General features: G+C 67.6%; 18 protein-coding genes and 1 tRNA gene. 8 read left to right on the top strand and 11 right to left on the bottom strand.

The window, feature by feature from the left end; translation table 11 throughout:
- Nucleotides 1-30 precede the first annotated feature (30 nt).
- From EVU97_RS07775 to EVU97_RS07760, 4 genes are all read right to left on the bottom strand, one after another.
- Nucleotides 31-1902, bottom strand: a complete 1872-nt coding sequence (locus tag EVU97_RS07775) for a hypothetical protein (RefSeq protein WP_129664855.1) — start codon at nucleotides 1900-1902, stop codon at nucleotides 31-33.
- Between the two features lie 2 nt (nucleotides 1903-1904).
- Nucleotides 1905-2375, bottom strand: coding sequence for an ABC-three component system middle component 2 (locus EVU97_RS07770; RefSeq protein ID WP_129664853.1), 471 nt, complete (start codon nucleotides 2373-2375; stop codon nucleotides 1905-1907).
- Complete coding sequence (locus tag EVU97_RS07765) at nucleotides 2372-3445, bottom strand: ABC-three component system protein (RefSeq protein ID WP_129664851.1); 1074 nt, start codon at nucleotides 3443-3445, stop codon at nucleotides 2372-2374. Before EVU97_RS07765 ends, EVU97_RS07770 begins: the two co-directional genes overlap by 4 nt.
- A gap of 204 nt (nucleotides 3446-3649) precedes the next feature.
- Nucleotides 3650-3844, bottom strand: coding sequence for an AlpA family transcriptional regulator (locus EVU97_RS07760; RefSeq protein ID WP_129664849.1), 195 nt, complete (start codon nucleotides 3842-3844; stop codon nucleotides 3650-3652).
- Nucleotides 3845-3929: 85 nt separating this feature from the next.
- Between EVU97_RS07760 and EVU97_RS14965 the strand changes: the two genes are divergently transcribed.
- Nucleotides 3930-4094 (top strand): hypothetical protein, encoded by a 165-nt coding sequence (locus tag EVU97_RS14965; RefSeq protein WP_165357915.1) that lies wholly within the window; start codon nucleotides 3930-3932, stop codon nucleotides 4092-4094.
- On the opposite strand, the gene EVU97_RS07755 is transcribed toward EVU97_RS14965, so the two are convergent.
- The 3 genes from EVU97_RS07755 to EVU97_RS07745 form a co-directional block, all read right to left on the bottom strand.
- The gene (locus EVU97_RS07755; protein WP_129664847.1) at nucleotides 4091-5560 is read right to left on the bottom strand and encodes a class I SAM-dependent DNA methyltransferase; all 1470 of its coding nucleotides are present in this window, start codon (nucleotides 5558-5560) and stop codon (nucleotides 4091-4093) included. The genes EVU97_RS14965 and EVU97_RS07755 overlap by 4 nt on opposite strands.
- A gap of 4 nt (nucleotides 5561-5564) precedes the next feature.
- A complete protein-coding gene (locus tag EVU97_RS07750; RefSeq protein WP_129664845.1) occupies nucleotides 5565-5873 on the bottom strand; it encodes a hypothetical protein in 309 nt (102 codons plus the stop codon).
- 70 nt (nucleotides 5874-5943) lie between these two features.
- Nucleotides 5944-6020 (bottom strand) — tRNA-Pro (locus EVU97_RS07745).
- 147 nt (nucleotides 6021-6167) lie between these two features.
- Here EVU97_RS07745 and EVU97_RS07740 point away from each other — a divergent pair.
- Nucleotides 6168-7085, top strand: coding sequence for a diiron oxygenase (locus EVU97_RS07740; RefSeq protein ID WP_129664843.1), 918 nt, complete (start codon nucleotides 6168-6170; stop codon nucleotides 7083-7085).
- Nucleotides 7086-7091: 6 nt separating this feature from the next.
- Nucleotides 7092-8711: an FAD-dependent oxidoreductase gene (locus EVU97_RS07735; protein WP_129664841.1), complete on the top strand. Its 1620-nt coding sequence runs from the start codon at nucleotides 7092-7094 to the stop codon at nucleotides 8709-8711.
- Here the strand turns inward: EVU97_RS07735 and EVU97_RS07730 are convergent.
- Nucleotides 8680-9564: a LysR family transcriptional regulator gene (locus tag EVU97_RS07730; RefSeq protein WP_129664839.1), complete on the bottom strand. Its 885-nt coding sequence runs from the start codon at nucleotides 9562-9564 to the stop codon at nucleotides 8680-8682. The genes EVU97_RS07735 and EVU97_RS07730 overlap by 32 nt on opposite strands.
- Nucleotides 9565-9736: 172 nt before the next feature.
- On the opposite strand from EVU97_RS07730, the gene gabT reads away from it, so the two are divergent.
- The 3 genes from gabT (at nucleotide 9737) to EVU97_RS07715 (ending at nucleotide 14028) form a co-directional block, all read left to right on the top strand.
- Complete coding sequence (gene gabT, locus EVU97_RS07725) at nucleotides 9737-11083, top strand: 4-aminobutyrate--2-oxoglutarate transaminase (protein ID WP_129664837.1); 1347 nt, start codon at nucleotides 9737-9739, stop codon at nucleotides 11081-11083.
- 78 nt (nucleotides 11084-11161) lie between these two features.
- Nucleotides 11162-12619, top strand: coding sequence for an NAD-dependent succinate-semialdehyde dehydrogenase (locus EVU97_RS07720; protein ID WP_129664835.1), 1458 nt, complete (start codon nucleotides 11162-11164; stop codon nucleotides 12617-12619).
- Entirely contained in the window at nucleotides 12619-14028 is a 1410-nt protein-coding gene (locus EVU97_RS07715) for an NAD-dependent succinate-semialdehyde dehydrogenase (RefSeq protein ID WP_165357914.1), read from the top strand. The genes EVU97_RS07720 and EVU97_RS07715 overlap by 1 nt, the downstream gene beginning before the upstream one ends.
- A gap of 410 nt (nucleotides 14029-14438) precedes the next feature.
- Here the strand turns inward: EVU97_RS07715 and EVU97_RS07710 are convergent, their stop codons facing one another.
- Both EVU97_RS07710 and speB read right to left on the bottom strand, forming a co-directional pair.
- On the bottom strand, nucleotides 14439-16175 hold the full coding sequence (locus EVU97_RS07710) for a thiamine pyrophosphate-binding protein (RefSeq protein ID WP_129664831.1): 1737 nt from the start codon (nucleotides 16173-16175) through the stop codon (nucleotides 14439-14441).
- Entirely contained in the window at nucleotides 16172-17194 is a 1023-nt protein-coding gene (gene speB, locus EVU97_RS07705) for an agmatinase (RefSeq protein ID WP_129664829.1), read from the bottom strand. The genes EVU97_RS07710 and speB overlap by 4 nt, the downstream gene beginning before the upstream one ends.
- A gap of 247 nt (nucleotides 17195-17441) precedes the next feature.
- Here speB and EVU97_RS07700 point away from each other — a divergent pair, with 247 nt between their 5' ends.
- Complete coding sequence (locus tag EVU97_RS07700) at nucleotides 17442-18932, top strand: sodium:solute symporter (protein ID WP_129665145.1); 1491 nt, start codon at nucleotides 17442-17444, stop codon at nucleotides 18930-18932.
- A gap of 71 nt (nucleotides 18933-19003) precedes the next feature.
- Nucleotides 19004-19453: a hypothetical protein gene (locus EVU97_RS07695; RefSeq protein WP_129664827.1), complete on the top strand. Its 450-nt coding sequence runs from the start codon at nucleotides 19004-19006 to the stop codon at nucleotides 19451-19453.
- 102 nt (nucleotides 19454-19555) lie between these two features.
- Here EVU97_RS07695 and EVU97_RS07690 read toward each other — a convergent pair whose 3' ends face one another.
- Nucleotides 19556-20128, bottom strand: coding sequence for a helix-turn-helix domain-containing protein (locus EVU97_RS07690; RefSeq protein WP_047312513.1), 573 nt, complete (start codon nucleotides 20126-20128; stop codon nucleotides 19556-19558).
- Between the last annotated feature and the right edge of the window lie 5 nt (nucleotides 20129-20133).

The following is a 20133-nucleotide window of genomic DNA, read 5'->3' as shown; positions in this document are numbered from 1 at the left end:
CACACGCGGCGAAATGACGCGGCTTGTGATTCAGGCGCGCGGGTCGCTGTGCCGCTTCGCACCTCGGAGTCCGTCAACCGGGAAGAACCCGTACCTGCCGTGCTCCTTGGCCGTGAAGACGATCTCTACCGTCTGGTCGTCCAGCGGCTCGGTCGGGTCGGTGTTCTCCATGACGATGACCTGACCTGTCGCCTGCCGCTGGATATCGCGATAGAACCCATCGACCACGTGTCGAGGCGGCTCGCCGTCGGCCAAAGGGTCTTGGTCCGGTGGCCGGTAGGTCAGCACCGGCGTGTCAAGCACCACGAAACCTGGGTGCGGAATTTCCCGGTCGGTGCAGTACTTCGCCAGGCTCAGCGTGAACGCAGCGTGAAGGATGGCACGAACGCCCTTACCGTGTGACGATCTCAGCTGGTCTCCTGCCACGACATCCTGCGACGACGCGTCGTAGCGCACATCGTTCGGCGTGGGGAATCCCCACGCTGCGAGGCGCTTTGCCAACTCGGCCGAGAACTCGCGCTGGGCCCGCAGGCTCACGCTCGCCGCAACAGCAGCCGTCTCAGCGGTGGACTCGTCCACGACGATGCGCTTCATCTTCTCAAGCGCCTCCACCTGGTCATACAGGCTCAAGAACCGCTCGATGGATGCCCGCTTGCCGACGAGATCCTTGAGCTCGCTGTTGTCCGAGGCCAGCGACTCCTCGAGTTCGACCAGGCTCGCCTCGAGTTCCTTGCGCGACGCGTCCGACCGCCTGGCGAGTTGTCGGAGTTCCTGACGCCGGTCGTTAACATCGGCAATTGTGGCTTGAAGGTCGTCAGCAAGTACACGAGTGCGGCGGGCCTGCTCATCGACCGCGGCACCGAAGCTAGTCGTGTCTCCCTCACAAGCGGTGTTCTTATGTTGGTTCGCGGGCTCGGCACCGCAGAAGACGCAGGTACCGGCCGTGAAGTAGCCGAGCAGCATGCCGGTCTCTCGCACCGTGGCGAGGCGGGCGAGGTCAGAGGCGTACCGCTCACTCAGGATGTCGAATCGGTTCTTGAGCGCGTTCGCGTCGCCCCACTCTGCCTCGTATGCGGCAAACTGCCTCTGCTGGTCACCAAGCTGTTTCGTCACGGTGGCACGGCGCTCAACCAGTTGGCTAACGGAGCCGCTCTGCTGGTCAATCGAGACGTTGAGCCTGGCTAGCTGGTCGCGCAGGTCAGAGGCCACAGGCGTATCGGATAGTTGCGCCTCAAGCTCACGGAGTAGCCGGTCAACAACGTCGACTTTGGCGTTGCTGAGCTTCGCCAACTCAGACTTCGACTCAACCGGAATCAGACTTGAGTCATCCTCGTCCTGAAGGAATACCTTCAGGACGGACATCTCCTTCGTCTTCGTAACGTAACTGCCGGTCAGCGCTGGCGGCACTTCGGCTTGCATCTGAGTCTCATCAACTACGCACAGGTGGGCGACGTTGCGAAAACTCAGGCTGTCCGTCTCGTTCCGCGCATTCTTGCGAACCTTGCGCCCGTCCAGCCCGATAGCGTTCAGCAGGTACCGAGAGACGTTTCCTAGCGCAACCGGGTTGTGCTTCGCCGCCAACGTGTCGTCTGGAACACCGAGCGGACCCTCGCGCACATCTGAGTAATAAACGCCGAAGTTGCCGCCGTCGACCGACCGGCTCAGGGTGACTACGGTCGTGTCCGGCAACTCAAGCCCAAGCAGCACCGTCGAGTAGTCCTCGCGTTCGGGAATCTCCTTTAGCGCGTTCGCGCCCAGCATGAAGTCGATGGCGTCGACGATGAACGACTTGCCGGTGTCCGACGGGCCACGCACGAGCGTCACTGCCGGGCCGAACGCGACGCTCGCGGGCTCTACGTTCTTACCGATGAAGGTCAGGTGAAGGAGTCTCAGCTGGAGCATTGTCAGTACAACTCTTCCTCGGCAACCCGCGTGAACTCTTCCGACCAGTGCTTCGCGACCGACGACAGCGCCGATCGGAGCGACTGCTCGTCAAGCGTGGCGAAATGGGCGACGACCCAAGCGGCGCGGGAGTGCAGCTGGCTCGCGTACTCCGTCTCCAGCAGGTTGGTGAATCCGTCCGCTGACTCGCTGGCCCAGAACTCGATACCGCCGTCACCCACGCCAGCCTGCGCGAGCCCGGCCCGAACCATGACCTCCAAGCCCGCCTCGATCGCCTCACGCTTGATGCCGAGTTCGCCGGCACGAATTGGGACGGCCGGATGAAGGCTTTCCGGACCCCCAAGATCGGCACTGTGCAGCAAGGAGTGGTCGAGAAGAACAAGCTGATTCAGGTCCAAGTGCTGCGGGAAGGCCTCCTGTAGCAACATCAGCACCCGCAGGCCGACATCGAGAGGGCTGTTGAGCGGCTTCACGACTGCTCCTTTGGGGTCCAGGTCAGGCGTTCGTCGTTGGCTAACTGGTGGCAGATGCCTCTCCGGGCCTGCGGAGCAGCCCACGACACCAAGGGATGCGAGCTCAAGTCGACCACCGTCGAGTGCTCAAGCACCGCCGTCAGACGCTTCATGCGCGAGTCGTGCTGCGCCGCGGCAGTCTCAATCACGCCGTCATAAACGTCATCCTGAAGTCTCTCGAAGGTGCCGTCGGGCACCGCGTCGCGCGCGTCCATCCGAACGGACTCGGCGGCGTAGAACGAATACCTCTGCCGTTTGAAATGCTCGCCGAATGTCGGGTGCCCCCCGAAGTTGTTCGCGTTGGAGAGGTCATCCGCGCAGCCCTCGGCATAGACCTTGCGCAACTCCGAGATGTAGGTGACTTCATGCTCTCCGAACTCATCTGGCGGCTCAGGGAACGGCGAGGGCGCCGGCAGGTGGGCACCGCCAAAGCGCGCCACGTAGTGCGGGGTCTTCTTGTGCGTGTCAAGGGCCTCGTGCAGTTCCACCGACCTAAACATCGAGAAGTCGGTCTCCTGCGCCAGGCCACGCACTCGGCCCAACGTCTCCGCGTCGATGCCCTTCACCAAGGACCGGCCGTCCGCCACTGCTTCGAGAAACCTCTTTCGCAGTTTCGACGGCTTGCTTAGCAACCGGTTCAGCGTGGTGCTGCAACCCTTCGGCGCGAGAAACCTGTATGTGTCGGGCATGACGTAGTCGCTGGCGACCACATGCAGGAAGACCTTGAGGATTTCCGGCCACGCGTCTGAGGGCCCAATCGGACCGGCGTAGTGCTTGCCTTGGAAGCAGTCCCACGGCCCTTCCAACTGTTGGTCGGACTTGAACCCGGCGACATCAATGCCTTCGTCGCCACCGCCGCCGAGCCGCTTGACCTGGACGTAGGTCTCGTCTAGGCCGAGGGCCCATTCCTTGATGAACTCCTCCCACTCGCCGCTGGAGTAGAAGAAGATGCGATGAGCAGGCGGAACCGGCGGTCCAGCGAGAATGAGCGGTGGGCAGGCTGCGGGCTCGGGTAGATCTGAGAGGACCACCCCTGCAGGCGAAGCCGACACCCCGTAGCACCCTTTCGTGTCATCAACCGTTGTCGGTTCAGCACTTTAGAGGAACGCGTGCCGCCGCGCGGGATGTTCGCGCCGATCGCCGCGCCCGACCGCAAGCTCGCGATCCTTTGTGGTCGCGTTTATCTGGGCGGTAGGACGTGTCCTAGGCCGATTCACGGCGTCCGGCCGCCTCAGCTACGCGGTCGGAACCAGAACCATGAGGCGATCCACGTCGGCAGGGTCAACCCGCAGAACACGTGGCCCGCTGCGGTAGGCGGGCAACTCCCCGACAGCGATTCGCTTGCGGAGGGTGCGGATGCTGAGGCCGGTCCGCTCGGCAGCGTCGGCGAGGGATTCGAACTGGCGGCGGGGCTTGAGAGTGTTCGTCATACGTTCCCGAAGGTCAGATCGCGCCGCTGGCGGTCAGACACGGGAACGAAGATCATGGAGTGGACTTGGACCGCCAGGAGGACACATGACGGGCCGCGCAAAATTGAGCCCGGTGCTCACGCCATGGCGGGCAGCCGTATCCCGTGCGAACAAGGTCGCCGCAGCGCGCGTCTACATCGCCGCCAGCGCGAAGAGCGGGCAATCGGTGCCCGACTGGATCAGGCGGATTGCTGACGGTCAGGAGTACTAGCCGCGCAGCTGTTCCTCCAAAGCCGTTGCTACTGCTTCGAACTCGGCCAGCGCGGCCATGAGGTCTTCGACAATCTCGCGAGCGATGATGTCCGGCGACGGCAGGTTGTCGAGGTCTTCGAGTGAGTCGTCCTTCAGCCAGGTGATGTCGAGGTTGGCCTTGTCGCGGGCGACGATCTCGTCGTACGTGAATGGCTTCCAGCGCTCGGACTCGACGCGCTCAGCCGCCGTGTACGCCTCAACGAACTCCTCGAGGTCCGCACGGCGCAGCGGGTTCTGCTTCAGTGTGAAGTGCTTGTTGGTGCGCAGGTCGTAGACCCAGAGCCGCTCAGTCCACGGTTGCCCGGGGCGGGCGACCTTCTTGTCGAAGAAGAGCACGTTGGCCTTCACGCCCTGGGCGTAGAAGATCCCGGTCGGTAGCCGCAGCATCGTGTGCAGGTCGAAGTCGGCGAGCAGCTTGCGGCGGATCGTCTCGCCGGCGCCACCCTCGAAGAGCACGTTGTCAGGCAGCACCACCGCCGCGCGTCCGTTTGTGTCGAGGATCGTCGCGATGTGCTGGACGAAGTTGAGCTGCTTGTTGCTCGTGGTCGCGACGAAGTCCTGACGTTCGATCTCGCGATCCTCCCGGACCTCTCGGCCGTCGGCGCCGACCATCGTCACCGATGACTTGCGACCGAACGGCGGGTTGGAGAGCACGACCGACCAGCGTCGGCCCGGGTCGGCGATGAGTGAGTCGCGCACCTCGATCAGTGAGTCACCGTTCGAAGCGCCCATGCCATGGAGCAGGAGGTTCATCGCGGCCAATCGTGCTGTGCCGTCGACGAGTTCGTATCCCGAGGCGAACCCGTCGCGCAGGTGGTCGCGCTGCCTCGGTGTCATCGACTCGGCGCCGCGCGCAGCGTGGTCATGAGCCACCAGGAGGAAACCGCCGGTGCCGCACGCCGGGTCGACGACCGTGTCGGCGACGGTGGGCCGGATGACGTCGACGATCGCCTGGATCAGAGCCCGAGGGGTGAAGTACTGACCAGCCCCGGACCCCTTGTCCGACGCACCCTTGGACAGCAGTTCCTCGTACGCGTCGCCCTTGATGTCGGTGCCAGACTGCGACCAGTTCTCCTTGTCGATCAGGTCGACGACGAGCCTGCGCAGCTTCGCTGGGTCCTGGATGCGGTTCTGCGCCTTGCGGAAGATCGTGCCGATGACACCGTCCTCGCGGGCGAGGCCGACGAGGATGCGGGTGTACTCGAACTCGAGCTGGTCACCTTGGGCGTCGAGCAGCTTCTGCCACGAGTACTCCTCGGGCACGATCTGCTCCGGCCGCAGCTTCCGGGTGGCCCGCTCGTGCGCCATCTTTAGGAACAGAAGGTACGTCAGTTGCTCGGTGTATTCGATGACGCCGACGCCGTCGTCGCGCAGGACGTCGCAGTATGACCAGAGCTTGTCGACCAAGCGGCGCGAGTCAGTCATTGCTCTACTCCAGGAGGCGGACCTTCGGTGCGTCGGTGTAGATGCCGTCGCCGGCCAGCAGTGGCAGATCATATGAAATCGCCGTGGCTGCGACCCACGCATCGCCCATGTGTTGCTTGTCGGCGAGCGGATGGCCGCTGCACTTGCACGCGTCGCGCAAGGTCGCGAACGCGAGGACGGTTTCCGGCGTGACAGGCAGAGTCGGCGTCCTGCCGAAGTTGGCGTGGAGGTCGGCGATCTTGGCCGGACCCCAGCCTCGGGAGAGGGCGCCGAATCGTCTTTCCTGTCCGCAGCCGGTGCCGTTGTGCCCCACTTATGCCCGCGAGGGGCAAAGCAAAACCGGCCCTGACTGCGTTTCCGCAGGTCAGAGCCGGTTTTCTATCTGGTCGGGGTGACAGGATTTGAACCTGCGACCTCGTCGTCCCGAACGACGCGCGCTACCAAGCTGCGCCACACCCCGCGACTGTCGTCATTGTCGCCACCGAACACGTTCGGCAGCGACACCACACTGTACATGGGCGAATCGGAGCACGCGAATCCGCCATAGGCTACGGTGACGTAACCGGCATCACATCCAGATCGGCTCCCGCACCCGAGGTGATTCACGATGACCGCACAACTGCAGTCGCCGCACACGTCCCGCGTCGACACGGGCCCCACCGAAGTGGGTGAACGCCTCCTGCGCAGCGCCGAGATCAAGAGCTTCGACCCGCTCGTCGCCATCGACTGGGACGCGCCCCTGGACGCCGAAAAGCACGGCTTCTCGCCCGAGTGGAGCTCGCTGTTCGGCACCGACTACTGGAACGAGCTCACGCCCGAACAACAGGTGCGCCTCACGCGTCACGAGGCCGCCTCCGTCATGAGCATGGGCATCTGGTTCGAGATGGTGCTCCAGCAAATGATGCTGCGCGACCAGTTCCTCGGCCGCTACCACGACGCCGAGTTCCAGTGGACCCTCACCGAGATCGCCGACGAGTGCCGTCACTCGATCATGTTCGCGCGCGCCTCCGAGCGCATCACCGGCACCAGCTACTACCCACCCGCCCACGTGCAGCACCTCTCGCGCCTGCTCAGCCAGGTCGCGGGCGGCGAGTGGGCGTACGGCTCGATCCTCGTCGCCGAGGAGATCCTCGACGTCCTGCAGCGCGGCGTCATGGCCGACGAGCGCGTGCTGCCGCTCGTGCGCAAGGTCAACGAGATCCACGTGCTCGAGGAATCGCGCCATATGCACTTCGCACGCGAGGAGATGCGTGCGTCCCTGGCCAACGCGAGCGCCGCCCGACGTCGCGCGTCCGGCAACCTCATCGCCACCGTCGCGTACTTCATCGTCCGCTCCCTCATCAGCCCGCAGGCCTACGCCGACGCCGGCCTCGACCCGGCCCGCGCCGTCCGCGAAGCCAAGGCCAACACGCACTTCCACTCGATGCTGCGCTCGTCGTGCACCCACCTCGTCGACTTCCTCGACGAGTGCGGCCTCCTCACGCCGCGCGCCGTGCGCATCTACCAGCGCATCCACGTCATCTGAGGCGCCGTGCCCTTCGCCATCACGAACAGTTGCTGCACCGATGCCGCCTGCGTGCGCGTCTGCCCGGTCGGTTGCATCCACCCAGCGCCCGGTGAGCCGGGTTTCGGCACGAGCGAGATCCTTCACATCGACCCCGCCTCGTGCATCGACTGCGGGGCCTGCGCAGACGCCTGCCCGGTCGGTGCGATCTTCCCGGTCGACCGCCTCGGCGCGCACGACGCGATCTACGCCGACATCAATGCTGGCTACTACTCGGGTCCAAGCGGTTCCTCCGGCTCCGACGAGGCGCGCCCCGACCCGAGCGGCGCTGCTGCTCCGCAGCGACGTCACATCGCCGACGACCTCGACGTCGCCGTCGTCGGTACCGGCCCCGCCGGCATGTACACGGTCAACGAACTGCTCGCGCGCACCGAAGCGCGCATCACCCTCATCGACGAGCACCTCACGCCCGGCGGTCTCGTACGCAGCGGCGTCGCGCCGGACCACCCCCACACGAAGCAGATCGAGCGCGCCTTCGCCCTCGCGCTGCGCCACCCGCGCGTCGAATTCGTCGGCGGCGTTCGCCTCGGGCGCGACGTGACGCTCGCGGAACTCGGCGAGCAGTTCGCTGCCGTGTTCCTCGCCACGGGGGCGGGCGCCGCGCGCCGACTCGGCATCGACGGCGAGGACGCACCACGCGTCACGAGCGCGCTCGACGTCGTCCGGTGGAGCGGCGGCGTGCCGGGCTTCGACGCTTCACCGCTGGCGGAGGCGAACCTCGGCCGCGCGGTCGTCGTCGGCACCGGCAACGTCGGGCTCGACCTCGCGCGCCTGCTCACGCTCTCCCCCGACGAACTGGGCCGCACCGACGTCGCCGACCGCACCCTCGACTGGCTGCGCGTCCACCGGCTCGACGACGTCGTCCTGCTCGGACGCGGCGACGCGGCCCACGCGGCGTACACCGAAGCCGAGTTCCGAGCCCTGGACCGCATCCCCGGCCTCACAGTGCGCCTGGTCGACGCCGACGAACCGACTCCCTCGTTCGAACCACACGCCGGCGCACGGATCACCGTCGTGTTCGGCTCCCGCATCGAACAATTCGTCGACCACGGGGGGCACGTCGGCGTACGCGTGGAGCGCGTTGACGGTCCGGCGCAACTCGACGCGGACGTCGTCATCACGTCGCTCGGCTACGACGTGGACGCCGTGGGAGCGACGACGCTCGGGCTCCCTCACGACCCAGCCACCGGCGCCTACCGCCACGAGGGCGGGCGCGTGGTGACCACCGGTGCCGTGCGTGACGGCGCGGGCATCTACGTCACAGGCTGGGCGAAACGTGGAGCGCGCGGCGGCATCGGCGCGAACCGGCTGTGCGCCGCCGCAACCGTCCAGACGTTCGTCGACGACGTGGCGGGCGGCGTCATCGTCTCGCCGAAGCGCACCCGGGACACCCTGCGCGATGCGTTGCGCCTCAAGGGCATCTCGACGACCGACGCCCGCGGCGCCCGCGCCATCGACCGCGCCGAGCGCTCACGCGGTGAGGCCGCCGACCGTCCGCGCGTGAAGTTCGTGACGACCGACGAGCTCGCTCGCACGGCGGCCCGCGGGCGTCGCCTCAGCGTCCGCGGCCGTAGCGCTCGCGGGTGAACGACGCGAGGTCGCCCGCCAGACGCTCGAGCGTCGCTGCAGCGTGATGCCCGCGTTGCCACGCGGCGTGCAGACGCACCGTCAGGGCCCGCCCGTCGTCGTCATGGATGGCCAGTGGCACGAGCCCGAAGCGCGGGTCGTCGGTGAGCACGCAGACGCCGCGCGCGGATGCCGCGACGGCCTGCGCAACGACGGGTGAACCGAACTGCGCCGTCGGCTCCACGCCGAGCCCGGCTGCGTTCATCGAGGCGTCGAAGATGCGCCGCGCGTGGAAGCTGCGCTCGAGGAGCAACAGGTCGGCCTCGGCCAACTCCGTGAGGTCGACGCCTTCGCGAGAAGCCCACGGATGCGTCGGCGCCACGTACGCCCACAACCCCAGCTCGGCGACGATGCTCGAGGCGAAGTCCCGCGGCGGCGCGACAGGTGCGACGACGAGATCGGCCCCGCGTCGCAGTGTTTGGTAGATGCCGTCAACCTGCGCCTCGTCGATGCGTGGCAACGGCGCGTCCGCGCCCCACGTCGCCACCCACGGCGCCAGGACGTCATCACGTGTCGTGCCCGGCGCGACAAGGCGCACGTGCTGCAACCGACCGGCCGCCACTCCCCTGGCGGCAGTGCTGACGTCCTCCGCCTGCCGCAGGAGTCGGCGCGCCACGGGCAGCACGTCGCGCCCCGCGGAGGTGAGGCGCAGACGCCCGTCCTCGCGGTCGAAGAGCCGGATCTTCAGCTGCCGTTCGAGCTGTTGGATCTGCCGCGTCACGGCAGGCTGACCGACCCCCAGACGCTCCGCGCCGGCCGTCACCGTGCCGGCGTCGGCCACCTCGACGAAGCAACGCACCGCGCGCAGTTCCATGCCTTCACCTCACGCCGACGAACCCCTCGCAGGGTCATTCCAGATTGGAATGCCAATCATCGAAAACTGATATTGGACAGCATAGGTGCGAGCGGCGAGAGTTGGCCTCAGACCCTTGTGTCCACCACCGCGCACGACGGCGGTGGCACCAACCTTCGAGAGGAAGCCGACGATGACCACGTCCTCGCAGATCCCCCAGGAGCGCAAGCTCGTCACCTCGATCCCCGGCCCGAAGAGCCAGGAGCTGCACCAGCGCACGAAGGCTGCAGTCTCCGCGGGCGTCGGCATCGGCCTGCCGGTGTACGTCGAGCGCGCGGGCGGCGGCATCCTCGTCGACGTCGACGGCAACCAGCTCATCGACTTCGGCTCCGGCATCGCCGTCACGAGCGTCGGCAACTCGGCCCCGAAGGTCGTCGAGAAGGCCAAGAACCAGCTCGACGACTTCACGCACACCTGCTTCATGGTGACGCCGTACGAGGAGTACACGGCCGTCTGCGAGAAGCTCAACGAACTCACCCCCGGCGACCACGAGAAGCGTTCGACGCTGTTCAACTCGGGCGCCGAGGCCGTCGAGAACGCCATCAAGATCGCACGCCACCACACCGGGCGCACCGCCGTCGTCGCGTTCGACCACGCCTACCACGGCCGCACCAACCTGACGATGGCGCTCACGGCCAAGAACATGCCGTACAAGCAGGGCTTCGGCCCGTTCGCCTCGGACGTCTACCGCATGCCCATGGCCTACCCCTTCCGTTGGCCCGGCAACCCCGAGACGATCGTCGAGGACGCCTTCGAGGCATTCACCTCCGCCGTCCACGCTCAGGTCGGCGAGCAGAACGTCGCAGCCGTCATCATCGAGCCCATCCAGGGTGAGGGTGGCTTCATCGTGCCGCCCACCGGCTGGCTCGCGAAGATCGCCGAATGGTGCCGCGAGAACGGCATCGTCTTCATCGCCGACGAGGTGCAGAGCGGCTTCTGCCGCACCGGCGACTGGTTCGCGTGCGAGGCCGAGGGCGTCGTCCCCGACCTCATCACGACGGCCAAGGGCATCGCGGGCGGTCTGCCGCTCGCTGCCGTGACGGGCCGCGCCGAGATCATGGACGCCGTCCACGCCAGCGGCCTCGGTGGTACGTACGGCGGTAACCCCGTCGCCTGCGCCGGTGCGCTCGGCGCCATCGAGACCATGCAGAGCGAGAACCTGCCGGCGCGCGCCAAGGAGATCGAGAAGATCTTCCGCGAGCGCCTCGGCGAGATCGCGAAGAAGCACGACGTCATCGGCGACATCCGTGGCCGCGGCGCCATGATGGCCGTCGAGATCGTCAAGCCGGGCACGAAGGAGCCCGACGCCGACCTCACGAAGAAGGTCGCAGGCCTGTCGAACAGCGAGGGCGTCGTCACCCTGACAGCCGGCACGTACGGCAACGTCCTGCGCTTCCTTCCGCCGCTCGTCATCGACGACGCGCTGCTCGGCGAGGGCCTCGACATCATCGCGGCCTCGTTCGACTCCGCTCTCTCCTGACCCTTTTGTCGGACCTGCCCACTAGCGTGAAGGGCACGTCCGACCTCGTTCTTCGCTCCAGACAAGGAGATTCGTTCCATGGTTGATGTCAAGAAGCTCATCGGCTCGGTTCCCACCGGCCTGTTCATCGGTGGCGAGTGGCGTGACGCCGAGGGTGGCAAGACCCTCGAGGTCACGAACCCCGCCACGGGCGAGGTGCTCGCGAAGGTGGCCGACGCGTCGCCCGCCGACGGTGACGCCGCCCTCACCGCGGCCGCCGAGGCGCAGGCCGAGTGGGCCGCCACCCCGGCCCGCGACCGTTCGGAGTTGCTGCGCAAGGCGTTCGAGCTCATCACCGAGCGCGCCGACGACTTCGCCGCGCTCATGACCCTCGAGATGGGCAAGCCCTTCGCCGAGGCCAAGGGTGAGGTGACGTACGGCTCCGAGTTCTTCCGCTGGTTCGCCGAGGAGGCCGTGCGCATCTCGGGCACGTACATGCCCGCGCCGAACGGTGCCTCGCGCCTGCTCACGATGAAGCAGCCCGTCGGCCCGTGCATCATGGTGACGCCGTGGAACTTCCCGCTCGCCATGGGTACGCGCAAGATCGGCCCGGCCCTCGCGGCCGGCTGCACCATGGTCATCAAGCCCGCTTCGGAGACGCCCCTGACGATGCTCGCGCTCGCTGCGCTGCTCGAGGAGGTCGGTGTGCCGAAGGGCGTCGTCAACGTCATCACGACCACCGACTCCGGTGGCGTCATGGAGCCGCTCATCCGTGACCCGCGTGCCCGCAAGCTGACGTTCACCGGCTCCACCGGTGTCGGCCGCAAGCTCGTCGAGCAGAGCGCCGAGCAGCTGCTGCGCGTTTCGATGGAGCTGGGTGGCAACGCGCCGTTCATCGTCTTCGACGACGCCGACCTCGACGCCGCCGTCGAAGGCGCCATGGCCGCCAAGATGCGCAACATCGGTGAGGCCTGCACCGCGGCCAACCGCATCTACGTGCACGCCGATGTGGCCGAGGAGTTCGGCGACAAGTTCTCCGCCAAGATGAAGGCGATGACGGTCGGCAACGGCATGGACGAGGGCGTCACCGTCGGTCCGCTCATCACCGAGAAGGCCGTCAAGAACGTCAAGCGCCTCATCGAGTCGGCCGTCGGCGACGGCGCGACGAAGGTGTGCGGCGACGACGAGGTGCCCGCCGGCGGTCACTTCGTCGCCCCGACGGTGCTCACGGACGTCTCGCCGACGTCGGACATCGTGCGTGAGGAGATCTTCGGCCCGGTGGCCGCGATCCAGACGTTCACCGACGAGGACGACGTCATCAAGCGCGCCAACGACACCGAGTACGGCCTCGCGGCGTACTTCTTCACCACCGACTTCTCTCGCGCCATGCGCGTGTCCGAGAAGCTCGAGTACGGCTTGGTCGGCGTCAACGCGGGCGTCATCTCCAACGCGGCCGCACCGTTCGGTGGCGTCAAGGCATCCGGCTTCGGTCGCGAGGGTGGCTTCGACGGCATCGACGAGTACCTCGAGACGAAGTACGTGGGAATGACGATCTGATGTCGGACGCCATCTACAAGGTCACGAACCCGCTGACGGGTGAGGTCGAGGAGACCTTCCCGACGGCGAGTGACGAGCAGGTCAAGGCCGCGCTCGAGGCTGCGTACGAGGCGCGTGCGTCCTGGCGTGCCACCCCGCTCGAGGAGAAGGTCGCGGTGATGAACCGCGTCGCGGACCTCTACGACGCACGCCAGGACGAGCTGGCCCGCATCATCGGCGTCGAGATGGGCAAGCCCTCCTCGCACGCGACGGGTGAGGTGTGGCTGGCCGGTGACATCCACCGGTTCAACGCGAAGCACGCTGCCGAGGCCCTGGCCGACGTCGAGCTCGACCTGGGCGAGCGGGACGGGCGCGCGTTCATGCGCAAGGAGCCCATCGGCGTCATCGTCGGCGTCATGCCGTGGAACTACCCGTACTACCAGGTGGCTCGCTTCGCGGCGCCGAACCTGTTGTTGGGCAACACGATTCTGCTCAAGCACGCGCCGCAGTGCCCGCGTTCCGCGGCCGTCATCGAGGAAATCTATCGCGAGGCCGGCGTGCCGGAGGGTGTCTACACCAACCTGTACGCGACGAACGAGCAAATCGCCTCGCTCATCGAGGACCCGCGTGTGCAGGGTGTTTCGCTCACCGGTTCCGAGCGGGCCGGTTCGGCCGTCGGCGAGAACGCCGGGCGCAACCTCAAGAAGGCCGTGCTCGAACTCGGCGGCTCCGACCCGTTCATCGTGCTGCCGGACGCCGACCTGGAGAAGGCCGTTGCGGACGGCGTTTCCGGGCGCTTCGAGAACTCGGGGCAGGCGTGCAACGCGGCGAAGCGGTTCATCGTCATCGGCGACGAGGCGTACGACTCGTTCGTGTCGCGTTTCTCGGAGGCCGTCGAGGCGCTCGTCATGGGCGACCCGGCGGACGAGAAGACCGACGCGGGCCCGCTCGTCAACGAGGACGCGGCCCAGGACATCCAGTCGCAGATCGACGACGCCGTGCAGGCGGGCGCTCGTGTCATCACCGGTGGCACGCGGCCCGACCACGCGGGTTCGTTCGTCACGCCGACGGTCCTCACGGACGTCACGCCCGAGATGCGCGCGTGGTCGGAGGAGATCTTCGGCCCGGTCGCCGTCGTCTACAAGGCGAAGGACGAGGCCGACGCGGTACGCATTGCGAACGACACTCTGTTCGGGTTGGGCGCCTCGGTGCACTCGGCGTCGGTCGACGCCGCGATGCGCGTGGCCGACCAGCTCGAGTCGGGCATGGTGTCGATCAACGAGCCGCCCGGCTCGTCATCCGAGTTGCCGTTCGGCGGGGTGAAGCGCTCGGGCTTCGGGCGCGAGCTCGGCACGTACGGGTTCGAGGAGTTCAGCAACCACCGGATGATCCGCATCGCCGGCGACAAGGCGGCCGCCTCGTCCGAGTGACGCCGCCTCCCCCGTCGCGCGAGATATCGCGCGATCGGGGAAAGTCGACAACGAAACGTCCCCACAGGCGCGACATCTCGCGCACGTGGGGACGTTTCGTTTCGGTGCGGTGCGATGGTCGCCCTCGCGGTGCCGGCAACCGTTGGGCAGAGTTTCCTGCGAACGGTTGGGCCGAGGCAACCACTACCCAACCGCAGGGAAGTCTGCCCAGCGACGACGAGCGACTCCCGTCAGCGGGCGCCGACCGTCGCCATCTCGGCCGGCTCGTCGGCCGTCACACTCGGCTGCGCCGAGGCGGCCCCTACCCAATCGCAGGAAAGCCTGCCCAGCGCCAACGTCAGCACCAACGACGAACCGCCCGCCGCCCGCTGATCAGCGAGGCGACGGGCGGCACGACCCGAGACGGATCGTCAGCTCATGGCAAACATCTCGAGGTGCGTCTTGACGACGATGACGCGCGGGCCGGTGACCGACGCGTCGAACGTCGCACGCAGAGCGTCGGTGAGCTCCGAGTAACCCGCGTCGTCACCGACCGAGACCTCCTGCGCCTCGACGCCGAACGCCTTGGCAAGCGTGATGAAGTCCGGGCGGGCGAGCCCGGTGTGGGTGGCCTGCCCGAAGGTGGCCACCATGTACTCGCGCAGGATGCCGTAGCCGCCGTCGTCGACGATGAGCCACGTCACCGGGATGCCGTGCTGCACAGCGGTGGCCAGCTCCGAGATCGAGTACATCGCCGAACCGTCACCCGCGACGGCGACGACGCGCTCGCTGCCGCCGACCGAGAACTCCGCGTCGACGTCGGAGAGCTTCAGCCCGCGCTTCTCCGCGAGCGCCACGGCGCCGCCGAGGGCTGCGGGGAACGCGAAGCCGAGGCCGCCGGCGCCCTGGCCGGAGTGGAAGCCGCCGGTGCGGCCGTCCCAGCAGTTCCAGCCCCAGTAGGCGGCGATCGTCATGTCCCAGAACGTCGGCACATTGTCGGGGATGCCGGCACGGATGGCGTCCATGAACGCGCGCTCGTGCGCGAGGTCCTGCCCGTCGAGGCGCTCGACGATGGCCTTGCGCGCCTCCGCGGCCCGCTCGGCGCCCGACTCGCGACCTTCCGTCGGCTGCGAGGGGTAAGCCGAAACGAACGCCTCGAGCGCGGCCTTCGCGTCACACGCGATACCGAGTGCGGGGTGGTTCGACTCGAGCACGCGCGGCTCGGCGTCGACGTGGATGAGCTTGCCGGACGGCTCGAGCGTGAAGTAGTTCGACGTCACCTCACCGAGCGACGTGCCGACGGCGAGCAGGACGTCGGCGTCGGCGAGCAGGCCGGTGACCGCACGGTCCTCGACCCACGACCCCATCGACAGCGGGTGCTCGACGGGGAAGCCCGAGTTGCCGCCCGGCGAGCAGACGACGGGGGCGTCGAGCTTCTCGGCGAGGGTGAGCAGCGCCCTCTCCGCACCGGCGCGGCGCACACCACCACCGGAGACGATGGCGGGACGCTTCGCCGAAGCGAGCAACTGCACTGCGGCCCACACGAGTTCGGGGCGCGGCCCCTCGGGCGTCGGGGAGGCGTTGGCCGTGCGTATCGGCGGGATCTCCGTCTTAGCGAGGAGGACGTCCTGCGGCACCTCGACCCAGACCGGCCCACGCGGGTAGGTCATCGCTTCCAGCCACGCCGACTCGATGGCCGTCGGGATGGCGGCGTGGTGCGTCACCGTGCGCTGAGACTTCGTGACGTCGATGGCGGCGCGACGCTGCTCGTCGAGCTGGTGAAGCATGCCGCGACGCGCACCGCCGAGGCCGGAGACCGGCACCTGCGACGCGACGACGACCATCGGAACCGAGGTGGCGTACGCCTCCTGCAGACCCGGAAGCGCCGTCAACGCGCCGGGGCCGGTGGAGAGGAAGAGCGCCGCCGGCTTGCCCGAGACGCGCGAGTACCCGTCGGCCGCGAAAGCAGCGTTGTTCTCGACGCGGCTGCTCATGAAGTGCAGCCCCGAACGGCGCAGCGCGTCGAACAGGCCCAGCGCGTGCTGGCCCGGGATGCCGAACACGGTCGTCGTGCCGAGCGCCTCGAGCGTCTCGACGACGAGGTCGCCACCGTTGCGGATCTTCGGAGCGGCTTCCCCTGCCGCCGTCGAACGGATCTGTTCGCTCACTTGCTCTCCCCGTAGGTCGTGTTGGACTCGCCGTAGGCCGGGCCGCCCGCGGGGGCGTCCTTGCCGAGGGCGAGCAGCGACATGTACTCGTACACGACGTTCGCCGCGGCGAGACCCGTGAGCTCGGCGTGGTCGTACGGCGGGGCGACCTCGACAACGTCGGCGCCGATGAGGTTCGTGCCGCGCAGGCCGCGCAGAATCTCGAGCAGCTCGCGCGACGTCAGACCGCCCGGCTCGGGCGTTCCGGTGCCGGGCGCGTGGGCCGGGTCGAGAACATCGATGTCGAGCGAGACGTACAGCGGACGGTCGCCCACGCGCTCACGCAGGAAGCCGACGACCTCGTCGACACCCATGCGCATGACGTCGTTGCTCGTCACGACACCGAAGCCGAAGCGCGCGTCGTCCTCGAGGTCCTGCGTGCCGTAGAGCGGGCCGCGGGTGCCGACGTGGCAGACGCCCGAGGAGTCGATGATGCCTTCCTCGAACGCGCGACGGAACGGCGTGCCGTGCGTGTACTCGGCGCCGAAGTAGGTGTCCCACGTGTCGAGGTGGGCGTCGAAGTGCAGCAGCGCGACGGGGCCGTGCTTCTTGGCGTGCGCGCGCAGCAGCGGCAGGGCGAGGGTGTGATCGCCGCCGATAGTGATGAGAGAGGTGCCGTCGCTGACGAACTGCGCCGCGGCCTCCTCGGCCGTCTTGAGCGCCTCGTCGATGTTGAACGGGTTGAGTGCCACGTCACCGGCGTCGGCGACCTGCAGCTCCGCGAACGGCGAGACCGACTGCGCGGGGTTGAACGGACGCAGGAGGCGCGAGCTCTCACGCACGTGCGTCGCACCGAAGCGCGCACCGGGGCGGTAGGAGACGCCCGAGTCCCAGGGCATGCCGACGACGGCGACGTCCGCCTTGGACACGTCCTCGATGCGCGGCAGGCGCGCGAAGGTGCCCAGGCCCGCGTAGCGCGGGGTGAGGGCGGCGTTGACCGGGCCGATGCGGCCGTTCGTCTCGACGCGGGGGTGGTCCATGTCGTGAGCTCCTTGGGTCGGCCCGGGTTGTCGTGCGACGCCCAGGTCACGTGCGTTCGATCACAATCAGGTTAACGGACGTGTTTACCCAGGGGAATCCGTTGTTTGTTAAGAGTCGATCTCTTACATTGGTCGAACCCCCACTCCATGTGACGCAGACGACACACCGTGCCGTGCCACCCATCCAGCGAAGGAGGCCCTTTCCGTGGACCTCAACCTCGCGATCGTAGTCCTGTATCTCGTCGCCATGCTGGCGTTCGGGTTCTGGGGTCGCTCGCGCACCAAGAACAGTTCGGACTACCTCGTCGCCGGGCGTCGCCTCGGTTACTTCCTCTACACCGGAACGATGGCGGCCGTCGTGCTCGGTGGCGCCTCCACCGTCGGCGGTGTCGGCCTGGGTTACAAGATGGGCCTGTCGGGCATGTGGCTCGTCGTCGCCATCGGCGTCGGTGTTCTGCTGCTCTCGCTCCTGTTCGCCGGCACGATCCAGAAGCTGCGCGTCTACTCCGTCAGCGAGATGCTCGACCTGCGCTACGGCCACAAGGCCACCGGCGCGTCCAGCATCGTCATGCTGGCCTACACGATCTTCCTCTCGGTGACGTCGACGGGCGCCTACGCAACCGTCCTCCACGTTCTCCTGGGCTGGGACCGCTGGCTGTGCATCGTCGTCGGCGGTGGCGTCGTGCTCGTCTACTCCGTCATCGGCGGCATGTGGTCGATCACGCTGGCCGACCAGGTGCAGTTCATTATCAAGACGATCGGCATCTTCGCGCTCATGCTGCCGTTCACGCTGAGCAAGGCCGGCGGCTTCGACGGCATCCGCGAGCGCATGGGTGACCAGGCGTTCAACCTCATCGGCGACAAGAACTTCGGCGCCGACCCGCAGACGATCCTCACCTGGTTCGTCGTCTTCACCCTCGGCCTCCTCATCGGCCAGGACATCTGGCAGCGCGTGTTCACGGCCCGCTCCCCCGAGGTCGCTCGCTGGGGTGGCGCTGCCGCCGGCATCTACTGCATCTTCTACGGTGCGGCCGGCGCCGTCATCGGCATGGCGGCCCACGCCTCGCTGGGCGACAAGATCAAGGTGAAGGACGACGTCTACGCCGAGGTGGCCGACAAGATCCTGCCCGCCGGCATCGGCGGTCTCGTGCTCGCCGCCGCCGTCGCCGCCATGATGTCGACCGCGTCCGGCGCGCTCATCGCCGCCGCGACCGTGGCCCGCAACGACGTCGTGCCGATGATCACCGGCAAGGCCAAGGCCACCGGTGAGTCAGCCGAGGACCCGCACAGCGACAAGAACATCCGCGAGAACCGCACCTGGGTGCTCGGCCTGGGCATGGTCATCATCGCCATTGCGGCGTGGATGAGCTCCCTCAAGGCCGGCGGGGACATCGTCGTCGCATCCCTGACGATCGCGTACGACATCCTCGTGGGCGGTCTGCTCATCGCGATCCTCGGTGGCTTCGTGTGGAAGCGTGGCAACGGCCAGGGCGCTGCGGCGTCGATGATCGTCGGCACCGTGGTCACGCTCGGCACGATGGCCGTTCTCGCTGTTCAGCTGGGCGACCCGCTGCTCGGCATCCTCGACAACAAGCCGATCTACTTCGGCCTGCTCGCCTCCCTCGTCACGTTCGTCGCGGTCTCGCTCGCGACGAAGCCCGTGCGCCCCGAGGTGCGCGAGGAGTGGGACGCTCGCGTCAGCGGCCGTATCGAGACGGAGGGTGTTCGCACCTCCTGATCGAGGCGAACGCGTCGAACGGCGCCAGACGGTGACTTGCATCTCACCGCCGGGCGCCGTTTGCTTGATGCATGACCCAGAATCCGAACCCTTACGGCGACCCGCAGCAGGGTCAGAACCCTCAGCAGTACGGCGGGCAGACCGGCGCCTACGGTGCGCAGAACCTCCAGCAGCCTGGCGGGTACGGCCAGCAGGGCTACGGCGCGCCGCAGCAGCCTCCGTACGGCGGCTACCAGCAGCCGCAGCAGTTCGGCCAGCAGTACGGCCAGCAGCCGTACGGCCGGATGGCGCCGAAGCGCAGTGGCGTCGCGACGACGTTCGGCATCATCCTCGCCATCGTCGCCGGCATCATCGCACTGGGTGCGTTGGGCTCGACGGCCCAGAACCCGCCCTACGGAAGCGGCGCGGCCTACACGATCGGCTGGTTCATCGGCATGGCCATCTTCGTCGGCGTCCCGGCCCTCGGTGCCTACCTGTTGCTGACATCGCACAAGCGCAAGGCCAAGCGCCAGACCTGGTAGTCGACGCCAAGAAGGCCCCATGAGTGCGACATGTCGCGCCCATGGGGCTTTCTCGTGCGCAGATCTCCCCACAAGCGCGGCATGTCGCGCATGTGGGGACGATCAGCGACTGTCGGGCACGAGCGTCATGAGGACGAGCGTCTCCTCGTCGTGGAGGTTGCGCCACGTGTGCGGCTCGCGGCCGGGGAAGGTGAGCGTGTCGCCCTCGCCCACTTCGAAGGTCTCGTCGTGCATACGCACCTCGAGTCGGCCAGTGACGACGTGCCACACCTCGACGTCGCAGTCGATGGCGTAGAGCTCGTTCTCTCCCGCGCCTCCCGGCGCGATGACCGCGCGCAGCACCTGCACGGCACGTTCCTCGCGGCTCGTCACGAGGCGCTCGTCGATGCCGTTTCCGCCCAGGTCGACGGGCGAGGCCTCCTCGAGCCGCACCAGCGACGTGCGCGGCGCCGTGAACAGCGAGCCGACGTCGATCTGCAGCACCTGACACAGCGTGACGAGTGACGCCACGGACGGCGACGTCAGGTCGCGCTCCACCCGGGAGAGGAAACCCTTCGTCATGCCGGCGAGCTGAGCCGTCTGCTCCAGCGTGTAGCGGCGGGCCAGGCGGGCGTTACGCAGGCGCGCGCCGACGGCCACGCTCTCGCGCAGGCCTTGAACCGGTAGCGACTTCATGCGCG

Origin of the sequence: Dermacoccus sp. 147Ba, from assembly GCF_004151355.1 — a bacterium.
In the GTDB taxonomy this organism is placed as follows: Bacteria; Actinomycetota; Actinomycetes; order Actinomycetales; family Dermatophilaceae; genus Dermacoccus; species Dermacoccus abyssi.
The sequence above is the reverse complement of the archived record's forward strand: the minus strand, read 5'-3'. Positions and strand labels throughout refer to the sequence as shown.

Bases quoted from the DNA above. Each gene is read 5' to 3' on its own strand.
- EVU97_RS07775 (WP_129664855.1), bottom strand. From the start codon at position 1,902: ATGCTCCAGCTGAGACTCCTTCACCTGACCTTCATCGGTAAGAACGTA.
- EVU97_RS07760 (WP_129664849.1), bottom strand. From the start codon at position 3,844: ATGACGAACACTCTCAAGCCCCGCCGCCAGTTCGAATCCCTCGCCGAC.
- EVU97_RS14965 (WP_165357915.1), top strand. From the start codon at position 3,930: ATGACGGGCCGCGCAAAATTGAGCCCGGTGCTCACGCCATGGCGGGCA.
- EVU97_RS07755 (WP_129664847.1), bottom strand. From the start codon at position 5,560: ATGACTGACTCGCGCCGCTTGGTCGACAAGCTCTGGTCATACTGCGAC.
- EVU97_RS07740 (WP_129664843.1), top strand. From the start codon at position 6,168: ATGACCGCACAACTGCAGTCGCCGCACACGTCCCGCGTCGACACGGGC.
- EVU97_RS07730 (WP_129664839.1), bottom strand. From the start codon at position 9,564: ATGGAACTGCGCGCGGTGCGTTGCTTCGTCGAGGTGGCCGACGCCGGC.
- gabT (WP_129664837.1), top strand. From the start codon at position 9,737: ATGACCACGTCCTCGCAGATCCCCCAGGAGCGCAAGCTCGTCACCTCG.
- EVU97_RS07720 (WP_129664835.1), top strand. From the start codon at position 11,162: ATGGTTGATGTCAAGAAGCTCATCGGCTCGGTTCCCACCGGCCTGTTC.
- EVU97_RS07715 (WP_165357914.1), top strand. From the start codon at position 12,619: ATGTCGGACGCCATCTACAAGGTCACGAACCCGCTGACGGGTGAGGTC.
- speB (WP_129664829.1), bottom strand. From the start codon at position 17,194: ATGGACCACCCCCGCGTCGAGACGAACGGCCGCATCGGCCCGGTCAAC.
- EVU97_RS07700 (WP_129665145.1), top strand. From the start codon at position 17,442: ATGCTGGCGTTCGGGTTCTGGGGTCGCTCGCGCACCAAGAACAGTTCG.
- EVU97_RS07695 (WP_129664827.1), top strand. From the start codon at position 19,004: ATGACCCAGAATCCGAACCCTTACGGCGACCCGCAGCAGGGTCAGAAC.
- EVU97_RS07690 (WP_047312513.1), bottom strand. From the start codon at position 20,128: ATGAAGTCGCTACCGGTTCAAGGCCTGCGCGAGAGCGTGGCCGTCGGC.